This is a genomic window from Streptomyces griseoloalbus (genome assembly GCA_014650015.1).
Taxonomy (GTDB): Bacteria; Actinomycetota; Actinomycetes; order Streptomycetales; family Streptomycetaceae; genus Streptomyces; species Streptomyces griseoloalbus.
Map to the genome: position 1 here is coordinate 59,990 of BMUD01000031.1, position 19,582 is coordinate 79,571.

18 protein-coding genes are annotated in these 19,582 nt (G+C 72.8%); 8 read left to right on the forward strand and 10 right to left on the reverse strand.

The window, feature by feature from the left end; genetic code table 11:
* Window positions 1–46 precede the first annotated feature (46 nt).
* Entirely contained in the window at window positions 47–277 is a 231-nt protein-coding gene (locus tag IE178_RS32080) for a DUF2277 domain-containing protein (protein ID WP_184766395.1), read from the forward strand.
* A 204-nt stretch (window positions 278–481) separates the two neighbouring features.
* Here the strand turns inward: IE178_RS32080 and IE178_RS32085 are convergent, their stop codons facing one another.
* From IE178_RS32085 to IE178_RS32100, 4 genes are all read right to left on the reverse strand, one after another.
* Complete coding sequence (locus tag IE178_RS32085; RefSeq protein ID WP_184766394.1) at window positions 482–1,084, reverse strand: DedA family protein; 603 nt, start codon at window positions 1,082–1,084, stop codon at window positions 482–484.
* 266 nt (window positions 1,085–1,350) lie between these two features.
* The gene (locus IE178_RS32090) at window positions 1,351–1,803 is read right to left on the reverse strand and encodes a DoxX family protein (protein WP_184766393.1); all 453 of its coding nucleotides are present in this window, start codon (window positions 1,801–1,803) and stop codon (window positions 1,351–1,353) included.
* 251 nt (window positions 1,804–2,054) lie between these two features.
* Window positions 2,055–3,701 (reverse strand): alkaline phosphatase D family protein, encoded by a 1,647-nt coding sequence (locus IE178_RS32095; protein WP_193514691.1) that lies wholly within the window; start codon window positions 3,699–3,701, stop codon window positions 2,055–2,057.
* A 203-nt stretch (window positions 3,702–3,904) separates the two neighbouring features.
* Window positions 3,905–4,549 (reverse strand): HNH endonuclease family protein, encoded by a 645-nt coding sequence (locus IE178_RS32100; RefSeq protein ID WP_193514692.1) that lies wholly within the window; start codon window positions 4,547–4,549, stop codon window positions 3,905–3,907.
* Window positions 4,550–4,963: 414 nt separating this feature from the next.
* On the opposite strand from IE178_RS32100, the gene IE178_RS32105 reads away from it, so the two are divergent.
* Window positions 4,964–5,545, forward strand: a complete 582-nt coding sequence (locus IE178_RS32105; RefSeq protein WP_184766390.1) for a TMEM165/GDT1 family protein — start codon at window positions 4,964–4,966, stop codon at window positions 5,543–5,545.
* A 286-nt stretch (window positions 5,546–5,831) separates the two neighbouring features.
* The gene (locus IE178_RS32110; RefSeq protein WP_193514703.1) at window positions 5,832–6,494 is read left to right on the forward strand and encodes an HAD family hydrolase; all 663 of its coding nucleotides are present in this window, start codon (window positions 5,832–5,834) and stop codon (window positions 6,492–6,494) included.
* A 21-nt stretch (window positions 6,495–6,515) separates the two neighbouring features.
* Here IE178_RS32110 and IE178_RS32115 read toward each other — a convergent pair whose 3' ends face one another.
* Window positions 6,516–7,730, reverse strand: coding sequence for a peptidoglycan-binding domain-containing protein (locus IE178_RS32115; protein ID WP_193514693.1), 1,215 nt, complete (start codon window positions 7,728–7,730; stop codon window positions 6,516–6,518).
* A gap of 160 nt (window positions 7,731–7,890) precedes the next feature.
* Here IE178_RS32115 and IE178_RS32120 point away from each other — a divergent pair, with 160 nt between their 5' ends.
* Window positions 7,891–9,990 (forward strand): MDR family MFS transporter, encoded by a 2,100-nt coding sequence (locus tag IE178_RS32120; RefSeq protein ID WP_193514694.1) that lies wholly within the window; start codon window positions 7,891–7,893, stop codon window positions 9,988–9,990.
* 354 nt (window positions 9,991–10,344) lie between these two features.
* On the opposite strand, the gene IE178_RS32125 is transcribed toward IE178_RS32120, so the two are convergent.
* Window positions 10,345–10,836 (reverse strand): GNAT family N-acetyltransferase, encoded by a 492-nt coding sequence (locus IE178_RS32125; protein WP_184766387.1) that lies wholly within the window; start codon window positions 10,834–10,836, stop codon window positions 10,345–10,347.
* Window positions 10,837–11,023: 187 nt separating this feature from the next.
* On the opposite strand from IE178_RS32125, the gene IE178_RS32130 reads away from it, so the two are divergent.
* Together IE178_RS32130 and IE178_RS32135 are read left to right on the forward strand one after the other, a co-directional pair.
* Window positions 11,024–11,695 (forward strand): hypothetical protein, encoded by a 672-nt coding sequence (locus IE178_RS32130; RefSeq protein WP_193514695.1) that lies wholly within the window; start codon window positions 11,024–11,026, stop codon window positions 11,693–11,695.
* Between the two features lie 5 nt (window positions 11,696–11,700).
* The gene (locus IE178_RS32135; protein WP_193514696.1) at window positions 11,701–12,276 is read left to right on the forward strand and encodes a hypothetical protein; all 576 of its coding nucleotides are present in this window, start codon (window positions 11,701–11,703) and stop codon (window positions 12,274–12,276) included.
* Here IE178_RS32135 and IE178_RS32140 read toward each other — a convergent pair.
* Window positions 12,265–12,687, reverse strand: coding sequence for a DnaJ family domain-containing protein (locus IE178_RS32140; protein WP_184766384.1), 423 nt, complete (start codon window positions 12,685–12,687; stop codon window positions 12,265–12,267). The two genes, IE178_RS32135 and IE178_RS32140, sit on opposite strands and share 12 nt — an antisense overlap.
* Window positions 12,688–12,869: 182 nt before the next feature.
* Here IE178_RS32140 and IE178_RS32145 point away from each other — a divergent pair, with 182 nt between their 5' ends.
* Window positions 12,870–13,262 (forward strand): FHA domain-containing protein, encoded by a 393-nt coding sequence (locus IE178_RS32145; RefSeq protein ID WP_193514697.1) that lies wholly within the window; start codon window positions 12,870–12,872, stop codon window positions 13,260–13,262.
* Window positions 13,263–13,281: 19 nt separating this feature from the next.
* Here IE178_RS32145 and IE178_RS32150 read toward each other — a convergent pair whose 3' ends face one another.
* Both IE178_RS32150 and IE178_RS32155 read right to left on the reverse strand, forming a co-directional pair.
* Window positions 13,282–13,959: an O-methyltransferase gene (locus IE178_RS32150; protein WP_184766382.1), complete on the reverse strand. Its 678-nt coding sequence runs from the start codon at window positions 13,957–13,959 to the stop codon at window positions 13,282–13,284.
* A 79-nt stretch (window positions 13,960–14,038) separates the two neighbouring features.
* Window positions 14,039–15,487 carry an MFS transporter gene (locus tag IE178_RS32155; RefSeq protein ID WP_193514698.1) on the reverse strand — a complete coding sequence of 483 codons (1,449 nt, stop codon included), beginning with the start codon at window positions 15,485–15,487 and terminating at the stop codon, window positions 14,039–14,041.
* 394 nt (window positions 15,488–15,881) lie between these two features.
* On the opposite strand from IE178_RS32155, the gene IE178_RS32160 reads away from it, so the two are divergent.
* Window positions 15,882–17,933: a bifunctional glycosyltransferase 87/phosphatase PAP2 family protein gene (locus IE178_RS32160; RefSeq protein ID WP_193514699.1), complete on the forward strand. Its 2,052-nt coding sequence runs from the start codon at window positions 15,882–15,884 to the stop codon at window positions 17,931–17,933.
* On the opposite strand, the gene IE178_RS32165 is transcribed toward IE178_RS32160, so the two are convergent.
* The gene (locus IE178_RS32165; protein WP_318280367.1) at window positions 17,887–19,494 is read right to left on the reverse strand and encodes a DUF8823 domain-containing protein; all 1,608 of its coding nucleotides are present in this window, start codon (window positions 19,492–19,494) and stop codon (window positions 17,887–17,889) included. The two genes, IE178_RS32160 and IE178_RS32165, sit on opposite strands and share 47 nt — an antisense overlap.
* Window positions 19,495–19,582: the final 88 nt, after the last annotated feature.

Genomic DNA, 19,582 nt, shown 5'->3' on the forward strand with positions numbered 1-19,582 from the left:
CGCCGATTCCGTGGTCATCACGGGCCCCGCGCGTCAGACTGGGGGCATGTGCCGGAGTATCAAGACCCTGCGCCCGCCCGTGTTGCCCGAGGAGGCCACGGAAGAGGAGATCCGGGCAGCCGCCCTGCAGTACGTGAGGAAGGTGTCCGGCTTCCGGGCGCCCGCCGCCCACAACCGTGAGGTCTTCGACCGGGCCGTGGACGCGATCGCCGAGGCCACCGCCGAACTGCTGGACGGCCTGGAGGTACGGGGCGCCGCGGCCCGCCAGGCGGGATAGGAGCGGCAGGCCCACGAAGCGGAGCCTCCGACGGCCGCTGTCTCCGCCCCGCGAAACCCCGAAGGCCGCCTGCGAAAGGCGGGCTGGGCGCCCTGAAACCCCCGAAGGCCGCCCCGCGAAACCCGGAAGGCCGCCCGACGCAGCGTCCGAAGGCCGCCCGACGCAGCGTCCGAAGGCCGCCCGACGCAGCCTCCGCAGGCCGCCCTACGAAGCCTCCGCAGGCCGCGGCCTCCGCCGCATCAGGTACCCCGCGCCCGCCCCCGCCGCGAACAGCGCGCCCACCGACACCGCCGTCGCCAGCCACGTCGCGCCCAGCCAATGGGCGCCGAAGTAGCCGAGGGCGACGCTGTACGTGGCCCAGGACAGCCCCGCCAGGGCGGACCAGGGAAGGAAGTCGCGGGCGCGGTGGTGCGCGGCGCCGGCGCCGAGGGAGACCACCGAGCGGCCGGCCGGGGCGAAACGGGCGAGCACGACGAGGGCGCCGCCACCACGGGCCAGCGCGGCGCCGAGACGTTCCTGCGCGCTGCTCAGCCGCCGGGACCGGGCGAGCGCCCTGTCCAGGCGGGCGCCGCCGCGCCAGGCGAGGCGGTAGGCCACCAGGTCGCCCAGGACGGAGGCGGTGGCGGCGCAGAGCGTCAGCACCAGGATGTCGGGCACGTCGGCCGCCGTACCCGCGGCCGCGGCCGTGGCCGCCGTGATCACCAGGACCCCGCTGGGCAGGACCGGAAGGAACACGTCGAGCAGGACCGAGAGGGCCACCACCGCATAGATCCATGGGCTGCCGACCAGCGACCCCACACTCTCCACCCGAAAACTCCCCGTAGCTCCCCCGTGGGCCAGACCGTGCCGCGATGTCGCGGGGGGAGCGGCAGGAGTGACCTTTGACAGCCATAGAGCGTACGCGTGACCTGTGACAGGAGGGTCACGGGGGGTTCATGCGTTCGGCGCCGGGAGTTCGCCGTAGCGGGGTACGCCCCCGGTGAACGACGGAGGGTGCCCTCCCCGAGCCGGGAAGGGCACCCTCCGGAGCCGGTCAGTCGGTCAGTCGGTCAGCCAATCAGCCGATCGGCCGGTCATACGGCCACCGGGGTCTGCTCCGCCGTACGCCCCTCGTTCGCCGACGAGCGCTTGGTGAACAGGCGGTCCAGGCCGAAGGCTCCGGAGCCGGTGAACACGAGCAGGAACATGGCCCAGCAGTACATGGCCGCGCCCTCGCCGTTGTTCTCGATCGGCCACAGGGCCTCGGGCTGGTGGACCTTGAAGTACGCGTACGCCATCGCGCCGGACGAGATGAACGCGGCGGCGCGGGTGCCGAGGCCGAGCAGGACCAGGCTGCCGCCGACGAGTTCGATCACGGCCGCGTACCAGTTGGGCCAGGCGCCGGTCTCGGCGGTGCCGCCGTTGCCGTCCACGCCGCCGAGCACGCCGAGCAGGGACACGGCCCCGTGGCAGGCGAAGAGCAGGCCGACGACTATGCGGAAAGCGCCAAGGGCGTATGGCTGGGCGCTGTTGAGGCGTCCGGTCATGGTGGGGGGTCTCCTTCGGTCAGGCCGGCCCCCGGGCGGGACCGGTCCGGGGACGGAACCGAGTCGAAGCCCCACGTTAGGTGTGCCTAAGACTTACTTGCAAGTTCAACATTTGGCCACGGGTTTACGCCGATGTGGCTGTTCCGGCGCCCGCTACCGCATGTCAATACGGCGCCCACCCGACCTTCATGCTCAATCACGTGACCGAATCCGCACCCCCTCCCACAGGCAACTCACAGGTTCCTGCAACCTCACCGGCTCAGCCGCGTCTCCATCACCGTCTCCAGCCGCGCCCCGGCTTCCCCCTGCCGCGCGTGCTCCAGCCGCAGCACCGCCGAACGCCCTTGTGCCGTCAGCGTCATGAGCTGGTTGCCGAACCAGGGACCGCCCGTCTTGCGCCAGTCGACCGACGGCCGGCCCAGACCTCCGTGCCGCGCGAACACCCGCCCGAGCCCTCGGGCGACGGCGCTCCAGCCGAAGCGGAAGCCGAGCCGTATCGACAGGGGGATGGAGTTGTGGACGGGGGAGCAGGTGAGCTGCACCACCCGGGCGTCCGGCCCGGCGCGACCCGGCCAGGTCGGCTCGGCGACATAGGCGTGATGGACGTCCCCGGAGAGCACGCTCACTGTCGCGGGCGCCTCGGGTCCCGTACCGGCCTCGGCGATCAGCTCCGCCAGCTCGTCGAACGACTCCGGGAAGGCCGACCAGTGCTCCAGGTCCGCCCCGCGCCGCAGCTTCTCCCCGAGCCGCGCCCAGCGCGCGCCCTTGTCGCCCCGGCACAGCACGGAACTCCACCCCTCGACGTCGTGCACCAGATGGGGCAGCAGCCAGGGCAGGGACGTACCGATGAGCAGATGGTCGTAGGAGCCGCGCCCGTCGAGGATCTGGTCGCGCAGCCAGGTGGCCTCCGACCGGTCGAGCATGGAGCGCCGGCCCTCCTCGAGGACGCGGGCCGCGCGGCTGTCCACCATCAGCAGGCGGACCCGGCCGAAGTCGCGCCGGTAGCTCCAGCGCACGGTGGCCGCGTCCGCCTCGGCCCGGGCGGCGAAGGCGCGCAGCGCGTCGGTGCCGTCGGGAGTGTCCCGGAGGGACGCGTACAGCGGATCGGCCTCCACCTCGGCGGGGGAGAGGTTGCCCAGGTGCTGGTGCACCCAGTACGACATCAGGCCGCTGAGCACCCGCTCCCGCCACCACGGCAGGGCGCGCATGTCGGTGACCCAGGAGGCTGAGGTGTTCCAGTCGTCGATCACGTCGTGGTCGTCGAAGACCATGCAGGTCGGCACGGTGGACAGCAGCCAGCGCACCTGCGGGTCCAGCCAGGACTCGTAGTAGAGGTGCGTGTACTCCTCGTAGTCGGCCACCTGGCTGCCCGGGGCTTCGTCCAGATCGCGGCGGGCGGAGAGCCAGGCGCGGGTGGCGTCGGAGGTCTCGTCGGCGTACACCTGGTCGCCCAGGAGCAGCAGGACGCCGGGCCGTTCGCCCGCCGGGTCGGCGGCGACGCGTCGGGCCAGCGCGTCCAGGGCGTCGGGGCCCATGGGGTCGGCCTCCCCGGTCGGCGGGGCGGCCCAGCGGCAGGAGCCGAAGGCGACGCGCACGGGCGCGTCGGGGCCCGGGGTGGGGATGGCGGAGGGCGGGAGCGACGCGAAGGGTTCCTCGCTCAGCGGCCACACCCGGGTGTGGCCGAGGAAGACCTCGTACGGCGTGGCCGTGCCCGGGGTGAGACCGGTGACCTGGACGAGCGCGTAATGGTGCCCGGCGATCTGGAAGGTCCCGGCCGTGCCGCCGGTCCCGTCGGCGCAGCGCACCTCGACGGTGCCCGGGCGGCTGGTCTCCACCCAGATGGTGGCGGACGAGCCGTCGATGTACCTCAGCAGTGGTCCGAGCCGCAGTCCGGCCATGGTGCCCCCTTCCTCCGTCGCCCCGTACGGTACGGAACGACGGAGGCCGGCGGGGAGATCCCGGGGCCCAGCGCTTCGCCGGGTCGCTCGGCAGTGGTGGTTCGGCGGTCGGCGGGGTGGTTCTGCAGTGGTGGTCCAGCGGCCGGCGGGGTGGTTCTGCAGTGGTGGTTCAGCGGCCGGTGGGGTGGTTCTGCAGTGGTGGTTCAGCAGCCGGCGAGGTGGTTCTGCAGGGCGGTCTTCTCCGCCAAGTCGACCGACAGGCCGTAGTAGTACTTCACCTGGACCCAGGCGCGGACGTAGGTGCAGCGGTAGGCGGTGCGCGAGGGCATCCAGGTGGCCGGGTCCTGGTCGCCCTTGGACTGGTTGACGTTGTCGGTGACGGCGAGGAGCTGCGGGCGGGTCAGGTCGTTGGCGAAGGCCTGACGGCGCGAGGTGGTCCAGGCGCCGGCACCGGAGTCCCAGGCCTCGGCGAGCGGGACGAGGTGGTCGATGTCGACGTCCGAGGCGGCGGTCCAGGTCGCGCCGTCGTACGGGGAGTACCAGCTGCCGCTGGTGGCGTAGCAGGAGGAGTCGGTCTGCACGTTGGAGCCGTCGCGCTTGAGGACGGTCTCGCGGGTGTTGCAGGCGCCGCTGACGGTGATCCAGTGCGGGAAGAGGTCACGGTTGTAGCCGGTGCGGTCCTCGGTGCGCACGGGCAGGGTGGCGAGGTAGCTGCGGGCGGTGGAGGCGCTGACCGGGGTGGGCAGGGCGGCGGAGGCGGCCGGGCCGTTGAACAGGCCGATGGAGGCTATGAGTCCGGTGAGCGCCGCGACCATGCTGAGCTGTCGACGCGCGTAGAACTTCGGCATGCGAACTCCCTTGTGGGGTGGGCGTGTTGGAGCGTGGGCAGGGGAATGCTCACCACTCCGGGTTGCGGGGAGGGGTGCGTTCGGTAAGAAGTTAGTGACGCGTCCATGTCACGTCTATGGTTCAGGTGTGAAGTTTCCGCGCACTCCGCCGGACGACGAGCCGGCGCGGGCCTCGCGTACCATGGACGGCGCAGAAGGGGAGTAGCTCTTCGCCGGACCGTCGACATACTGCTCAGCCCGCCTGAGCCGGCGCCCGGAGGCGGACCTCGCGACGCGGGGTCGGCCAGCGAGACCTTCGGCAAGCAGTGCACGCCCGTGCCCACGGCACGGGTGCCGTGTGTGCTGCCGTGCCGAGGTGTCCCGTGCACATGCGCAGCACTCTCGGTGGGGCGGCCCCGACCGATTGAGGAACCGTTGATCAGCCTGACCGTGACGGCCGTCGTCTTCGGCGTCGTCTTCCTCGCCGAACTGCCCGACAAGACCGCCCTCGCCGGCCTCGTCCTCGGCACCCGCTACCGCGCCTCGTACGTCTTCGCCGGTGTCGCCGCCGCCTTCGCGCTGCACGTCGCGCTCGCCGTGGCGGCGGGAAGCGTGCTCACGCTGCTGCCGCAGCAGATCGTGCACGCGCTCACGGGTGTGCTCTTCCTGGGCGGCGCGGCGATGCTGCTGTTCAAGAAGGACGAGGACGAGGCGGAGGTCCGCAAGCCGGAGAACCAGTCCTTCTGGAAGGTCTCCGGGACGGGTTTCATGCTCATCCTCGTCGCCGAGTTCGGCGATCTGACGCAGATCATGACGGCCAACCTCGCCGCCCGCTACGACGACCCGCTCTCCGTCGGCCTGGGCGCGGTGCTCGCGCTGTGGTCGGTGGCCGGGCTCGGCATCGTCGGTGGAAAGGCGCTGATGAAGCGGGTTCCGCTGCGCCTGATCACGCAGATCGCGGCGCTGCTGATGCTGGGACTCGGTGTGTGGAGCCTGTGGGAGGCGGTCACCGGGTGACGCCCCTCGCGCGGGGCCTTCCCGGGCGGCGGCGGGCTGAAGCGATGGTGAACGGTGGGCGAAGGTGGTGGCGGGATGCCGGGTTGTTTTGTACCGTGGATGAACAAAGTGGCTCCCGCCCGTTTTCCCTGACCGGCGGGCGGGGCCGCCTTGTCCCTCCGGGGGCGCCCTGTCCCACGGGGTCGTCGCCCGGTCCCTCCGGGGCCACCTCGGCCCCGGGGCCGCAGTGACCCCCAGGGGCTCCGCCGCAAGCCCCTGCTCGATCCTCCGCGCCTTGGAGCAGCCGATGACGGCCACCGCCGTACTCACCGCCCGCGCCCTCCTGCTGGACATGGACGGCACCCTCGTCAACTCCGACGCCTCCGTCGAACGCGTGTGGCGGCGCTGGGCGGAGCGGCACGGGCTCGACGGCAACGAGGTCATGAAGGTCGTGCACGGCCGCCAGGGCTACGCGTCGATGGCGCTGCTGCTGCCCGGCCGGCCGATGGAGCAGAACCACGCGGACAACGCCCGCATGCTCGCCGAGGAGACCGCCGACACCGAGGGCGTCGTCGAGATCCCCGGCGCCCGCGCGTTCCTCGCCTCCCTGAAGGGGCTGCCGCACGCTCTCGTGACCTCCGCCGACGTCGCCCTGTCGACGGCGCGGATGGCCGCCGCCGGGCTGGAGCAGCCCGAGGTGCGGGTGACCGCGGAATCCGTCGGCGCGAGCAAGCCGGACCCCGAGGGCTTCCTGAAGGGTGCGGCGGAACTGGGCGTCGACCCGGCCGACTGCGTGGTCTTCGAGGACTCCGGCGCCGGCATCGCCGCGGGCCGCGCCGCCGGCATGCGGGTCGTCGGGATCGGCCCCCGGGCCGGCTTCCACCGGCCGGACGTGGTCGTACGGGACCTGACGCAGGTCCGGGTGGAGCCCGGGACGGACGGCACGATCCGGCTGCACATCACCCGGTAGCCGGGGGTTCCCGCGGGCCGCCTACGGCTCCCGGGTCTCCGACTCCAGCCGGGACCGGGTCTCCGGGCCGTACACGCTCAGCTCCTCGCTGAGGCCGCGGGACCACTGGTAATTGCGCAGGGACTCCTCCAGGCGCTGGCTGAACTGGCCGTTGACGTCGTCGTTGTACAGGTACAACTGGCGCAGCCGCAGCTGGAGTTCCGTGACCTCCGGGCCCCGGTCGCCGCGCCGCAGCACGGGACCGCCGGTGTCGTCGTCCTCGTCCGTGTCCTCGGCGGCGTCCGAGGGCGTGGTGGTCGTCGGGGGCGAGGACGGCTCGGCCGGTTGCGACGGGCCCGGCGAGGTACTGGAGGCCGACGGAAGCGGCGAGGCCGACGGGCTCGCGCTCACGGACGGCGAGGCCGACGGGGAGGCGGAGGGGGCCGGCGCCGCGGAGGACGCGCTCGTCGTCGGCGCCGCCGAGGGCGCGCCGGACGACGGGTCCGGGACGCCCGCCCTGATGTCCTGCGGTGCCGCGCCGTCCCGGGACGGCGTCTCGTAGGAGAACAGTCCGCTCGCCCATCCCGCCGCCCCGACCACGGCGACGACGGCCCCGGCGGCGGCGAACAGCATCCCGGGGCGGCGTCGGCGCGTCGGTGTCCCGAGGCCGCCGTCCGGCTCGGGCGCGCCGGGGCCGGTTCCGGCCGGCTCCTCGGTCTCGAACAGATGCAGATCCGTGGCGCTCGGCCGGGTCGTCGCGGGCGCCAGCGGCGTGGGCAGCACGGACGAGGGCAGCACGGACGTCGAGTCCACGGCACGGGGCGTGCCGGGCGTGCCGGGCGCGTCCGTCGCCCCCGGCGGGACGCGGCGCAGGGTCATGGTCGCGTCGTTCGCCGGCGGAGCGCCGTGCGGCTCCGGCGCGGACCCGCCTTCCGGCGACGCGGACGACGGCTCGGGCCGCGGCTCGGACGGTGACCCGGACGGCGACGCCGACCCGGACGACGCTCCGGCCGACCGTTCGGACGCACGGGGATCCTCCGGCGGCCCGTCGTGCTCCGCACTCCGCCCGGCCCCGCCGTCCAGCTCGACGTACGGCCGTATGCGCAGCGGGTCGAAGTCCTCCGCGGCCGCTGCCTCCGCCGTACGGGCGTCCCGGAAGGCGTCGGACGCACGCAGGGTGCAGGCGCAGGAGGGCGTGTTGTCCCTGTTCCTGGGCGCACCGCACTCCGGGCACGGGTGTTCGTTCGGCTGTTCCACGTGTCGTCCCTCCCCTCGCGAACTCCAGAGATTATGCAGATCTTCTTCACACCCCGGTTCGCGCGCCCCCGGAATGTGGACTTCCAAACGGACTCAACAGGCCATAACAGGTCACACCGATCACGATGGAGGGTGGAACGAGAACCTTGTGGAGGTCTTCATGGCCGGGGACGCACACGGCACGGCGCCGAAGGCGAGCGACGCGCGGCTGCCCGCGCCCGGCGCCGGACCATCGGCCCGTGACGCCGCTGCCGACGGCCGGGAGCACGTGCCCGGCAACGTGTTCGTCTCGATCGGCGCCCTGCTGCTCGGTCTGCTGCTGGCCGCCCTCGACCAGACCATCGTGGCCACCGCGCTGCCCACCATCGTCAGCGAACTGGGCGGCCTGGAGCATCTGTCCTGGGTGGTCACCGCGTATCTCCTGGCCTCGACCGCCGCGACCCCGCTGTGGGGCAAGCTCGGTGACCAGTACGGGCGCAAGAAGCTGTTCCAGACCGCCATCGTGATCTTCCTGGTGGGATCCGCGCTGTGCGGCGCGGCGCAGGACATGTCGCAGCTGATCGCGTTCCGCGCGCTCCAGGGGCTGGGCGGCGGCGGGCTGATCGTGCTGTCGATGGCGATCGTCGGCGACCTCGTCCCGCCCCGCGACCGAGGCCGCTACCAGGGCCTGTTCGGGGCGGTGTTCGGCGCGACGAGCGTCCTCGGACCCCTGCTCGGCGGACTGTTCACCGAGCACCTGAGCTGGCGCTGGGTGTTCTACATCAACCTGCCCGTCGGGATCGTCGCCCTCGCCGTGATCGCGACGGTGCTGCACATCCCGCGCCGGCGGACCAAGCACGTCATCGACTACCTCGGCACCTTCCTCATCGCCTCCGTCGCCACCTGCCTGGTGCTGGTCGCCTCCCTCGGCGGCACCACCTGGGAGTGGGCCTCGCCGCAGATCATCGGGCTCGCGGTGCTCGGCGTGCTCCTCGCCGTGGCCTTCGTGGCGGTGGAGCGGCGGGCCGCCGAGCCGGTGCTGCCGCTGAAGCTGTTCCGGGTGCGCACCTTCACGCTCTCCGCCGTGATCAGCTTCATCATCGGTTTCGCCATGTTCGGCGCGATGACCTATCTGCCGACCTTCCTCCAGGTGGTCCAGGGCGTCACCCCGACCATGTCCGGCGTGCACATGTTGCCGATGGTGGCCGGCATGCTGCTGTCCTCCACCGGCTCCGGGCAGATCGTCAGCCGCACCGGCCGCTGGAAGGTGTTCCCGATCGCGGGCACCGCCGTCACCACCCTCGGACTGCTGCTCCTGCACCAGCTCGACGCGCAGAGCTCCACCGCCGAGATGAGCGTGTACTTCTTCGTCTTCGGCCTCGGACTCGGCCTGGTGATGCAGGTCCTGGTGCTGATCGTGCAGAACGCCGTCTCCTACGAGGATCTCGGCGTCGCCACCTCGGGCGCGACCTTCTTCCGCTCCATCGGCGCCTCGTTCGGCGTCGCCATCTTCGGCACGATCTTCGCCGGCCGCCTCGGCGACAAACTCACCGACGCCCTCGGCGGAGCCCGGCTCCCGCCCGGGGTCTCCGCCGACTCGCTGAAGGCCGACCCGCGCGGCATCGCCGCCCTGCCGCCCGCCCTGCGCCCCTCCGCGATCGACGCCTACGCCGCCGCCATCACCGACGTCTTCGTGTACGCCGTACCCGTCGCCCTCCTCGGTTTCGTACTGGCCTGGTTCCTCAGGGAGGACCGGCTGCGCGCCTCGGTCACCGCGCCCGACGTGACGGAGACGCTGGCCAGCAATCCCGTGGAGCGGTCCTCGTACGACGAGGTGTGCCGGGCGCTGTCGGTGCTCGGTACCCGCGAGGGGCGGCGCGAGATCTACCGCAGGATCACCGAACACGCGGGCTACGACCTGCTGCCCGCGGCGAGCTGGCTGCTGCTGCGGATCAGGAAGCACGGCTCGGTGGAACCGGCCCGGCTCGCCGAACGCAGCCCCATCCCGCTGGGCGTCGTCCTCGAGGCCGCCCGACAGGTCGAGGTACGGCACCTCGCGGTGCGCCAAGGCCTGGACATGGTGCTGACCGCCGAGGGACGCGAGGTGACGGAGCGGCTGGCGCGGGCCCGCGAGGAGTCGCTGGCCGAACTGCTCGGCGACTGGTGGGGTCCGGACCGCCCGACCGACCTGGTGCAGCTGGTGCACGAGCTGAACGACGAGCTGTGCGGTTCCCAGGGGGAACGCCCGCACAACGGCCGCTCGGTGACCCGGACGGGCTGACGGGGACAGGCTGCCGGGCACGGGCCGACGCGGACAGGATGCCGGGGACGGGCCGACGGGGACGGGCCGACGCGGGCGGGCCGACGGGGGCGGGCTGCCGGGCACGGGCCGACGCGGACAGGATGCCGGGCACGGGCCGACGCGGACAGGATGCCGGGGACGGGCCGACGGGGACGAGCCGACGGGGGCGGGCTGACGCGGGCGTGCTGACGGGGATGGGCTGCCGGGGACGAACCGACGGGGACGAACCGACGGGGACGGGCCGACGCGGGCGGGCTGACGGAGGTGGCCTGGCGCCGGCGGTCGGCGCGGTCGGTGCGGCGCGGACGTGCCGGTGCGGATCGCTCCCGGGCCTCAGGCGAGCTCCTTGGCGAACCAGTGCTCGGCGTACGGGTCGGCGTTGTGCGGTTCGGTCTCCGCGTACCCGAGCCGGGCGTACAGGGACCGGGCCTCGACGAGGTCACCGCGCGTGTCGAGGACCATCCGGCCGGCGCCCGAGGCCCGGGCCGCGTCCTCCGCGGCCCGCACCAGCAGCGGCGCCCCGCCCTTGCCCCGCATTCCCTCGTACAGGAACACCCGGGTCAGCTCGGCGGTCGCCCCGTCCAGCAGCCGGATGCCCGCACTGCCGGCCGGCTCATCCGCGTACCGCGCGACCAGCAGCCGCCCCCGCGGCGGCGCGAGGTCGGCACCCGTCCGGGCGGCGATCTCGCGCTCCAGCTCCTCGGGGTCGGTCCGGCGCCCCTCGTGCAGCAGGTACCAGCGGTCGCTGACCTCCGTGTAGTACGCCCGCCAGAGCGCGGCGGCGACGGGCGAGTCGTACGGTTCGGGGGCGACGGTCCAGGTCATGCCCGCATTCTCGGCGGTCACTCCGCTGGGTGCGCAAGGGAATTGACGGGGCGCCCGGTCGGTCCGCACCCGTGTCCCGCGGGGGTGCGGCGTTCCCGGCGCAGTTTGTGGGCGGGCCTTCGGGCAACCCGATAGGCGAACCGGCTCGCGAGGAGTGCCGGTTGGGCCGAGAACCCGGAAGGCATTCATGTCCACTGGCCTGATCATTGCGTTGATCGTGATTGTTGCGGTCGTTGTCGTCGTCGCGGCCGTGCTGACCCTGCGCGCCCGCGGCCCGCGGCACGGCGCGAGCCTGAAGCGGCGCTTCGGGCCCGAGTACGACCGTGCCGTCGCCCGGCACGACGGGGACACCAAGGCCGCCGAGCGGGAGCTCGCCGAGCGCGTGGAGCGCCACGGCGCCCTGCGCGAACGGCCGTTGGAGCCCGTCGAGCGGGAGCGGTACGAGGTGCGCTGGACGGCCGCCCAGGAGCGGTTCGTCGACGCGCCCCGGGAGGCGGTCGTCGAGGCGGACCGGCTGCTCGCCGAGCTCGCCGGCGCCCGGGGCTTCCCCGCCGACGGGCACTACGAGGACCAGCTCGCCGCGCTGTCCGTGCACCACGCCCACCATGTCGAGGGTTATCGGCGTGTGCACCGGGTGGCCCAGGCGCGCGCCGACGGCGCGCACAACGGCGGCATGGGCACCGAGGAGATGCGCGAGGCCATGGTCGAGGCCCGCGCCCTGTTCGACGATCTGCTCCGGCCGTCCCGCCACGACGGCGGACGCCACCGCACCGACGCGGACGGCGACCGCACGTCCCCGGCTCGCCGGGACCACCACACGTCGTCGGTGTTCCACCGGCGCCAGGCGAAGGAGAGTTGAGCGAGATGTCCGACGCGATCCGACGCCCCGGCGACATGCCGCCCCCCGAGGGCACCCGCACCACCCCCGGCACCGACCCCCACGCCGACGACCCCCACGGCACCGACCTCCACGACACCGGCCGCGCCGCTGTGGGCACGCCCGCCGCGCACCCGCCGGCCGCCGCGCACCCGCCGACCGGCGACACGCCCGGCGGCGACACCGCTCACCCTGGACCGCGGCGCGCGGACCGGGCGCCCGGCACCGGCACCGGCACGGGCACCCACCACGACGGTGAGGGCGAGGCGGGTCACCGGCTCCTCCGGCACGACGACAGCGACAAGCTCGCGGCGCAGTTGCAGCACGCGGTGGCGGGGTTCGTCGACGCGCCGCGGGACGCCGTCCAGCAGGCCGACCAGGTACTGCAGGAGCTGACCCAGCGCTTCACGGACGCGGTGACCGAGCGCCGCCGTACTCTGCGGCGGTCCTGGCATACCGCCGACGCCGACGAGGGCAGGAGCGTGACGGCGGCCGACACCGAGCAGTTGCGCCTCGCCCTGCGGGACTACCGCGAGCTGGCGGAACGGCTGCTACGCGCCTGACCCGCCCGACGCCGCCCGGCGCTCCCGCCACTGCCGTACGACGTCCTCGACGTCGTACGGCTTCATGCCCAGCGGGGGGCCGGGCGGCGGCTTGAACATCATGTCGCGGATCTTGGCGTTGATCTCCGTGAGGATCTTCCGCACGACGCGCTCCGAGGGGGCCGCGTAGGCCGCCTCGAGGGCGTCCTCGGCCTCCTTGCGCAGGGCCAGCGTCGGCGGCAGCACCGAGAAGCCCTCGCGGGCCATCTTCCGCTTGACCCACCACAGTTCGTCGTACGTGGACTCCACGTCCCGCGGGAGCGGCTTGCCCACCCCCGGCAGCTGTTCGAACTCCCCGCGCGCGTCGGCGTCGCGGATCTGCTTGTCGACCCAGCTCTCGAAGTCGACGCCCGGTGGCTTTCGCTCGGTCATGAGGCCATTGTGCCGGACGCCACGAAGCCGGGCGTTTTATCATTCGGCGGCGGCGAGCCGATCCGGCCACCGCACCGGGCCGTCGCCGCCGTACGAGGCTGTTGCCGTCGTGCAGGGCAGTGACGGTCCACCGCCGGTCCCGGGCCTCCTCGGCCCGCCAGGACGTCTCAGGAGGAGCGCACGTGCTCGAACTCACCATGGCCGCGGTGTCCGCGGCGGAAGCGGGTGCCACGGCCGGCATGCTCATGGCCGACGCGCCCAGCGAGCCGGGCACCGTGCTGCGGGTGGGCCGGGACAAGGCGGTGTGCCGGCTCACGACGCCGGACGACTGGCTGTTCGTCTCCCGCGTCCACCTGGAGTTCCGGTGCGCGCAGGACGGGACCTGGCAGCTGACCTGGCTGCGCGGTTCCCTGGCCGAGCCGTCCTGCGAAGTGCGGCTGACCCTCGGGGAGTACGCCCACCCGGTCGCCTACGGCGGCACCGTGGCGCTGCCCCGCGGCGGCAGCGGCGAGGTCGTCATCCACGACCGCACCGCCCCACGCAGCGTCAACGTGGGCTTCCATCACGAGGTGTGAGCCGTCCCGCCCTCCGGGTTCACGCCAGCACGCGGGCCAGTGCGAAACCGTCGTACTCCTTGGCGCCGACCGTCTGGATCGCCGTACCGCTCAGCCGGGGGTGGCTGCCGATCAAGTCGAGGGCGGCACGGGTGCCGACCACGTCCGGGTCGGTGTTGGCCGGATCGGCCACCCGGCCACCCCGGACGACGTTGTCGAGGACGATCAGGCTGCCCGTGCTGGTCAGCCTGAGCGCCCACTCCATGTAGTGGGGGTTGTTCACCTTGTCGGCGTCGATGAAGACCAGGTCGAACGGGGGAGGGTTCTCGTCGGCCAGCTGGGGCAGCGAGTCCAGCGCCGCGCCCACCCGCACCTCGACCTGCTTGTCGAGTCCCGCGCGGGCGATGTTGCGGGTGGCGACCTCGGCGTGTTCGGGGTTGAACTCCAGGGAGATCAGCCGCCCGTCGGCCGGGAGGGCGCGGCCCAGCCAGATGGTGCTGTAGCCGCCGAGCGTGCCGATCTCCAGGATGTGCCGGGCGCCCTGCACCTGGGCGAGGAGCTGGAGCAGCTTGCCCTGCAGCGGCGAGACGGCGATGGCCGGGAGGCCGGCGGCGTCGCTGTCGCGCAGGGCGGCCTCCAGGGCGTCGTCGGGGGCATCGGGCAGGAGGCGGTCGGTGAAGTAGTCGTCCACCTCGTGCCAGAGCTGCGACTCGCTCATGCACCTGTACCTTCCGTACGGCTAGTTAGCCTCTCTAACCAGTTCCGCTAGCGAAGATACGCCGTGCCGTCACTGTCCGTCAGGCGTTCTCCCGGTGTGTTTCGGCCTCCAGCGAGGGCGCCGAACCCGGCAGCGGGCGTCCCGCCGACTCGGCCATGCGCCACACCGCGAACCCGCCGATCACGGCCGCCGCCATCATGTAGTAGGCGGGCATCATCATGTCGCCGGTCGCGCCGATCAGGGCCGTGACCACCAGCGGGGTCGTGCCGCCGAACAGGGACACCGAGACGTTGAAGCCGATCGACAGCGAGCCGTAGCGCACCCGGGTCGGGAACAGCGCCGGGAGCGCCGACGGCATGGCCGCGGTGAAGCACACCAGCAGCAGGCCGAGCGCGCCCATGCCGACGGCGACCGCGAGCAGACCGCCGTCGCGGATCAGCAGCAGCGCCGGCACGGACAGTGCCAGGAACCCGGCGCAGCCGGCCGCGATCACCGGACGGCGGCCGACCCGGTCGGTCAGCGCACCGGCGAACGGCTGGACGACCATCATCAGCACCATCACGCCGAGCACGACGACCAGGCCGTGCGTGGCGTCGTAGCCCAGCTCGCTGGTGAGGTAGCTCGGCATGTACGACAGCAGCATGTAGTCGGTGACGTTGAAGACCAGCACCAGGCCGACGCACAGCAGCAGCGCGCGCCACTGGCCGGTCACCATGTCCCGCAGCGGCACCTTCGGGCGCTCGCTCTCCGCCTTCGAGACCTCGGCCGCGAACGCCGGGGTCTCCTCCAGGCGCATTCGCAGATACAGGCCGATGATGCCCATCGGTCCGGCGATCAGGAACGGGATGCGCCAGCCCCAGGAGAGCAGGTCGTCCGAGGAGAGCAGCGCCGTCATCAGGGTGACCAGACCCGCGCCGCCGATGTACCCGGCGAGCGTGCCGAACTCCAGCCAGCTGCCGAGGAAGCCGCGCCGCTTGTCGGGGGCGTACTCGGCGATGAAGGTGGAGGCGCCGGCGTACTCGCCACCGGTGGAGAAGCCCTGCACCAGACGGGCCGCCAGCAGCAGGAGCGGGGCGCCGACGCCGATCGCGCCGTACGAGGGGATCAGGCCGATGGCGAAGGTGCCCGCCGCCATCATGATCATTGTGACGGCGAGGACCTTCTGCCGCCCCACGCGGTCGCCGAGCGGGCCGAAGACCATGCCGCCGAGCGGGCGGACCAGGAAGGCCGCGGCGAAGGCGCCGAACGTGGACAGCAACTGGGCGGTGGCGTTGCCCGAGGGGAAGAAGACCTTGCCCAGGGTGACCGCGATGTAACTGTAGACACCGAAATCGAACCACTCCATCGCGTTGCCCAGGGCGGCCGCCTTCACGGCACGCCGGACGAGCGCGGGGTCGGTGACGGTGGGAGGAGCGGTGGTCGGGGTGGTCGCGGGGTCGGGCGCCTGCGCGGAGCCGGTCCTCCGGGGGGAGGGGGAACCGGCCGGGGGAGAGGCGACGTGGGGAGTGGCGACTGGGGCAGTCGACAAAACTTCGCTCGCCTACCTTTCGACGGGGACAGGGACACGGGACCGCGCGGCGGCGCTGTCGGGCGGGCCGAAGAAGCGACGATAGGTGCACTTGGCCCCTCTACGGGCGGTATGCGTTTCGTTGCATACTGCACATAAATGCGGCGTACGCAGGCACGCAGCCCCACCCCACCGCCCCTCGGCCGTCCGTCCGCTGTGACCCTTCTCGCGTTCACCGCGGGCAGCCCCCACGCCCCTCGGTCTATCGTCATCCGGACAAAAGCGAGGGGGCCGTCAGGTTAAGCCGGGGTTGCCTGCGTCCCTGTCCAGGGGTGGTGCGAGCTCATAGGGTTCGCAGGGTGAACCCGCACGCACGGGACGCGCGGGACCAAACGGGGCGGGAGGCCGACGAGGCGTGGCGAATGCGGAGCACAGCGGGCGACCGGCAGAGGCTTTCGGAGCGACGGCCGTCGGCGGCACCCGGACACGGCTGCGCGCGGCGCGCCTCGGACTGTGGATGCTCGCCGCCGTCCTCGCCGTACGACAGCTCACCGTCGTCCTCACCACCCCGCGCGGGGAACGGCTGACCGATCTGGAGACCTGGGTGGGCCCCGAGGGCGTGCTGCACGTCAGCGGCTCCCTCTACGACTCCACCCGCTTCACCGGCACCCCGTTCAGCGGGCTCGTCCTCAAACCGCTCACCCGGTCGGCCGAACAGGCTCTCGGGTGGGGCTGGACCTTCGGCACCCTGTTATTGGTCGTCGCCCTCGGCGTGGTCGCCGCCCGCGCGCTGCCGCGTCCGGTCGGCCGCCGCACCGCGCTGCTCGCCGCGCCCGTCGCCATCAGCCTGCTCATGCTGTCCCTGCCGGTGCGCAACACCCTCTGGCTCGGCCAGACCAGCATCATCCCGGTCCTGCTCGTCCTGCTGGGCTGCTTCGTCGCCCGCGGCCGGCGCACCAGCGGCGCCCTGATCGGCGTAGCGGCGGCCCTCCAGCCCACCCTGCTGCTCTTCGCGCCGCTGCTGTGGTTCACCGGCCGCCGCCGGGCCGCCACCGCCACGGGCGTCACCTTCGCCGCGACCACCGCGCTCGCCTGGGCCGCGATGCCCCAGGACTCCTCCACCTATTGGGTGCACCATATGGCGGGCGTCGGTCTCGGCGGCCCCGCCGACGACCTCGCCAACCAGTCCCTGCACGGCGCCCTGCTCCGGCTCGGCCTCGAAGGCCCCCTGGAGATCGGCCTCTTCCTGCTGCTCGGCGCGGCGGTCGTCACCCTCGGCCTGAGACGCGCCGTCCACTACGCCCGCGACGGCCAGCTGCTGCTCGCGGTCGCCGTCACCGGCTGCGCCGCCATAGCCGTCTCCCCGACCGCCTGGCAGCACCAGCTGCTGTGGGTGCTGCTCACCGCCGTCGGCCGGGTCGGCAGCCGCGCCTCCGACCGGCTGGTGTGGCCCGTCGCCGTCGTCCTGGCGATGACGCTGCCCGCCAAGATGATGCTGCCGAACATGGCGGCGCTGTACCCGCTGCGCGACAACGTCGTCCTCCTCGCCGCCCTGGCCGCCGCCACCGCGGTCCCCTTCCTGTCCCGCACCTCGCCGTACTTCCGCTCACCCGTCCCCACCCAGTACGCCCCGCCGGTCCCCACCCGCTTCGCGTTCGTCCCGCTGCTGCCGTTCCTGCGCCGGGTGCTCACCCGCCCGAACCTCCTGCTCGAACTGCTGCTGATCCGCGTCACCTACGCCGCGTACGCCAAGGTCCGCCTCGCCGCGACCGGCGGCAGCAACTCGGCGGGACGCGCCCGCGCCGAGGAACACGGCCACCAGATCCTCGACCTCGAACGCGTGCTCCACCTGGACATCGAGCACGCGGTCAACCATGCCGTGGTGAAGATCGGCTGGCTGCGGAACTTCTTCGACTTCTACTACACGTCGTTCCACTTCATCGTCCCGCTGACCGTCCTCGGCCTGCTCTACTGGCGGCGCCCCGTCGACTACCGCTGGGCCCGCGCCGGCCTCGGCTTCGCCACCCTCCTCGCCCTGATCGGCTTCTGGCTCTACCCTCTCGCCCCGCCGCGCCTGATGCCCGACCTGGGCATCATCGACACGGTCCACGGCGTGCAGGACTTCTCCCAGCCGGACTACGGCACCCTCACCGCCCTCACCAACCAGTACGCGGCGATGCCGTCGCTGCACTTCGGCTGGTCCCTGTGGTGCGGCCTGGTCATCGCGATCATCGCGCCGAAGACGTGGATGAAGGTCCTGGGCCTCCTCCACCCCGTGTTCACGGCCTCCGCGATCGTCGCCACCGGCAACCACTGGCTGCTGGACGCGGCCGGCGGCGCGGTCGTCGTCGGCGCCGGCTTCGGGCTGACGTACCTGCTCCAGGGCCCGCGCGCCCGTACGGTCGTGGCCGCCGCCGAACTCAGCAGCGAGCCGTCGGCGTCGGAGAAGGACCGTACTCCGAGCTGATCCGGTACGCGCCCGGCGCCGCCACGGTGAGCCGCGTGAACTCGCCCTCGCGGCTCAGACACCCGCCGTCACTGCGCAGCCACGGCGAGTACGCGATCCGCACGGTCACCGCGCCCGGCCGGGACACGCGGAGCACCAGGTCGGCACTGGAGGTCCGTACGACGGTCCCGGGCGAGGAGACCAGCGGCACGGCGTCCCGGACCCGGAACACCTGCCAGTGGGCGTCGTGCCAGACGGGCAGCAGCCAGTCGGGCCGGTCGTGCCGTATCAACCGGGCCTCCTCCCGGGCGAACCCGTCGGGCAGACCGTTCGGCAGCACCACGAACCCGACCGCCCACCGGTCCAGCCACTTCCGGTACGCCGCGGCCGAGAAGGACCCGTCGTAGAACAGCCGCGCCCGCTCCATGTCGAGCTGCCGGTTCCAGCCCCGGGCGAGATGGACGTACGGCGCGAGCTTCGCCGCCTCCCGGTGATTACGGGCGGGCACGACCTCCACCCGTGAACGGTCGGCCCCGAGCCCGTCGAGCGCCTCGACGACACCCCGGGTCTGCGCGGCCCAGGCCGGGACGGTCGTGGAGACGGCCAGATCGTCGACGGTCTTCTTGCCCAGCCAGCCCACGGAGAGGACGAGGGCGGCGACGAGCAGATTGCGCCGCAGGACGCGCAGCCGCGGCTGCGCGAGCAGCGCCGTCAGCAGCACCACGGGCGCGGCGTACTCGGCGAACCGCTCCACGTTCGTGCCGACGGGGGAGGGGACGAGATACGTGACCACGGTCCCGGCGGCGTAGACGACTCCGCTCCAGCGGGCCACCCGCCAGGCGGGCGGGGCGAGCGCGGCGACCGCGAGCCCGAGGACCGCGGGCGGCCCCATGCGGGGCGCCGGCATGAGCTGCTCACCGGTGAAGGGGAAGAGCAGACTGGTCGCCCCCACGACGAGGGCGGGCGGGAGGAGCAGGGCCATGGCGGGCCCCCGCTGCCTGTCGATCAGGAACCCGGCCCCGACGACGGCGAGGAACAGTCCGGCGACCGGGGACGCCATGGTGGCGAGGGCGGCGTAGGCACCGGCGAGGACGAGTCGTCGCTGCTGGGCGAGGAAGAGGCAGGCGGCGAGCCCGAAGGCCACCCCGAGGGCGAACGTGGTCCGCCCGGAGGCGACGTTGCACCACAGGGCGAGGGAGGCGAGCAGGGCGGGCGCGAGGGGTCTTCGTATCCGGGTGCGCCGGATGAGGACGGCCGCGAGCCAGGAGGCGGTGATGCCGGAGGCGACGGTCAGCGCCCGGACCCCGAAGGCGGCCATCAGGTACGGCGAGATCAGGCTGTAGTTGGCGGTGTGCATCCCGCCGTACCAGAAGAGGTTGTACGCGGAACTCCCGTGCCGGGTGACGAAGTCGGCCCACGCGTCCTGAGCGGCGAGGTCACCGCCGCCGGTGGCGAGGAAGGCCCACCAGAGGGCATAAAGGGGCAGAACGGGGAGCGTCGCGAGGAGAGGGACGCGATGGCGCCGGTAGAGCCCGCGGAGGGGTCGCCTCCGCTCAAGGGCCGTGTCCGCGTGCTGAATCAGGGTGAAGTCGGCGGAGGGCACGATGTCGTAGACGTGGTACGAGGCGGCTGCGTTTACTGCGGGGCGGGGGATGCGGTGGGCCCGTCCG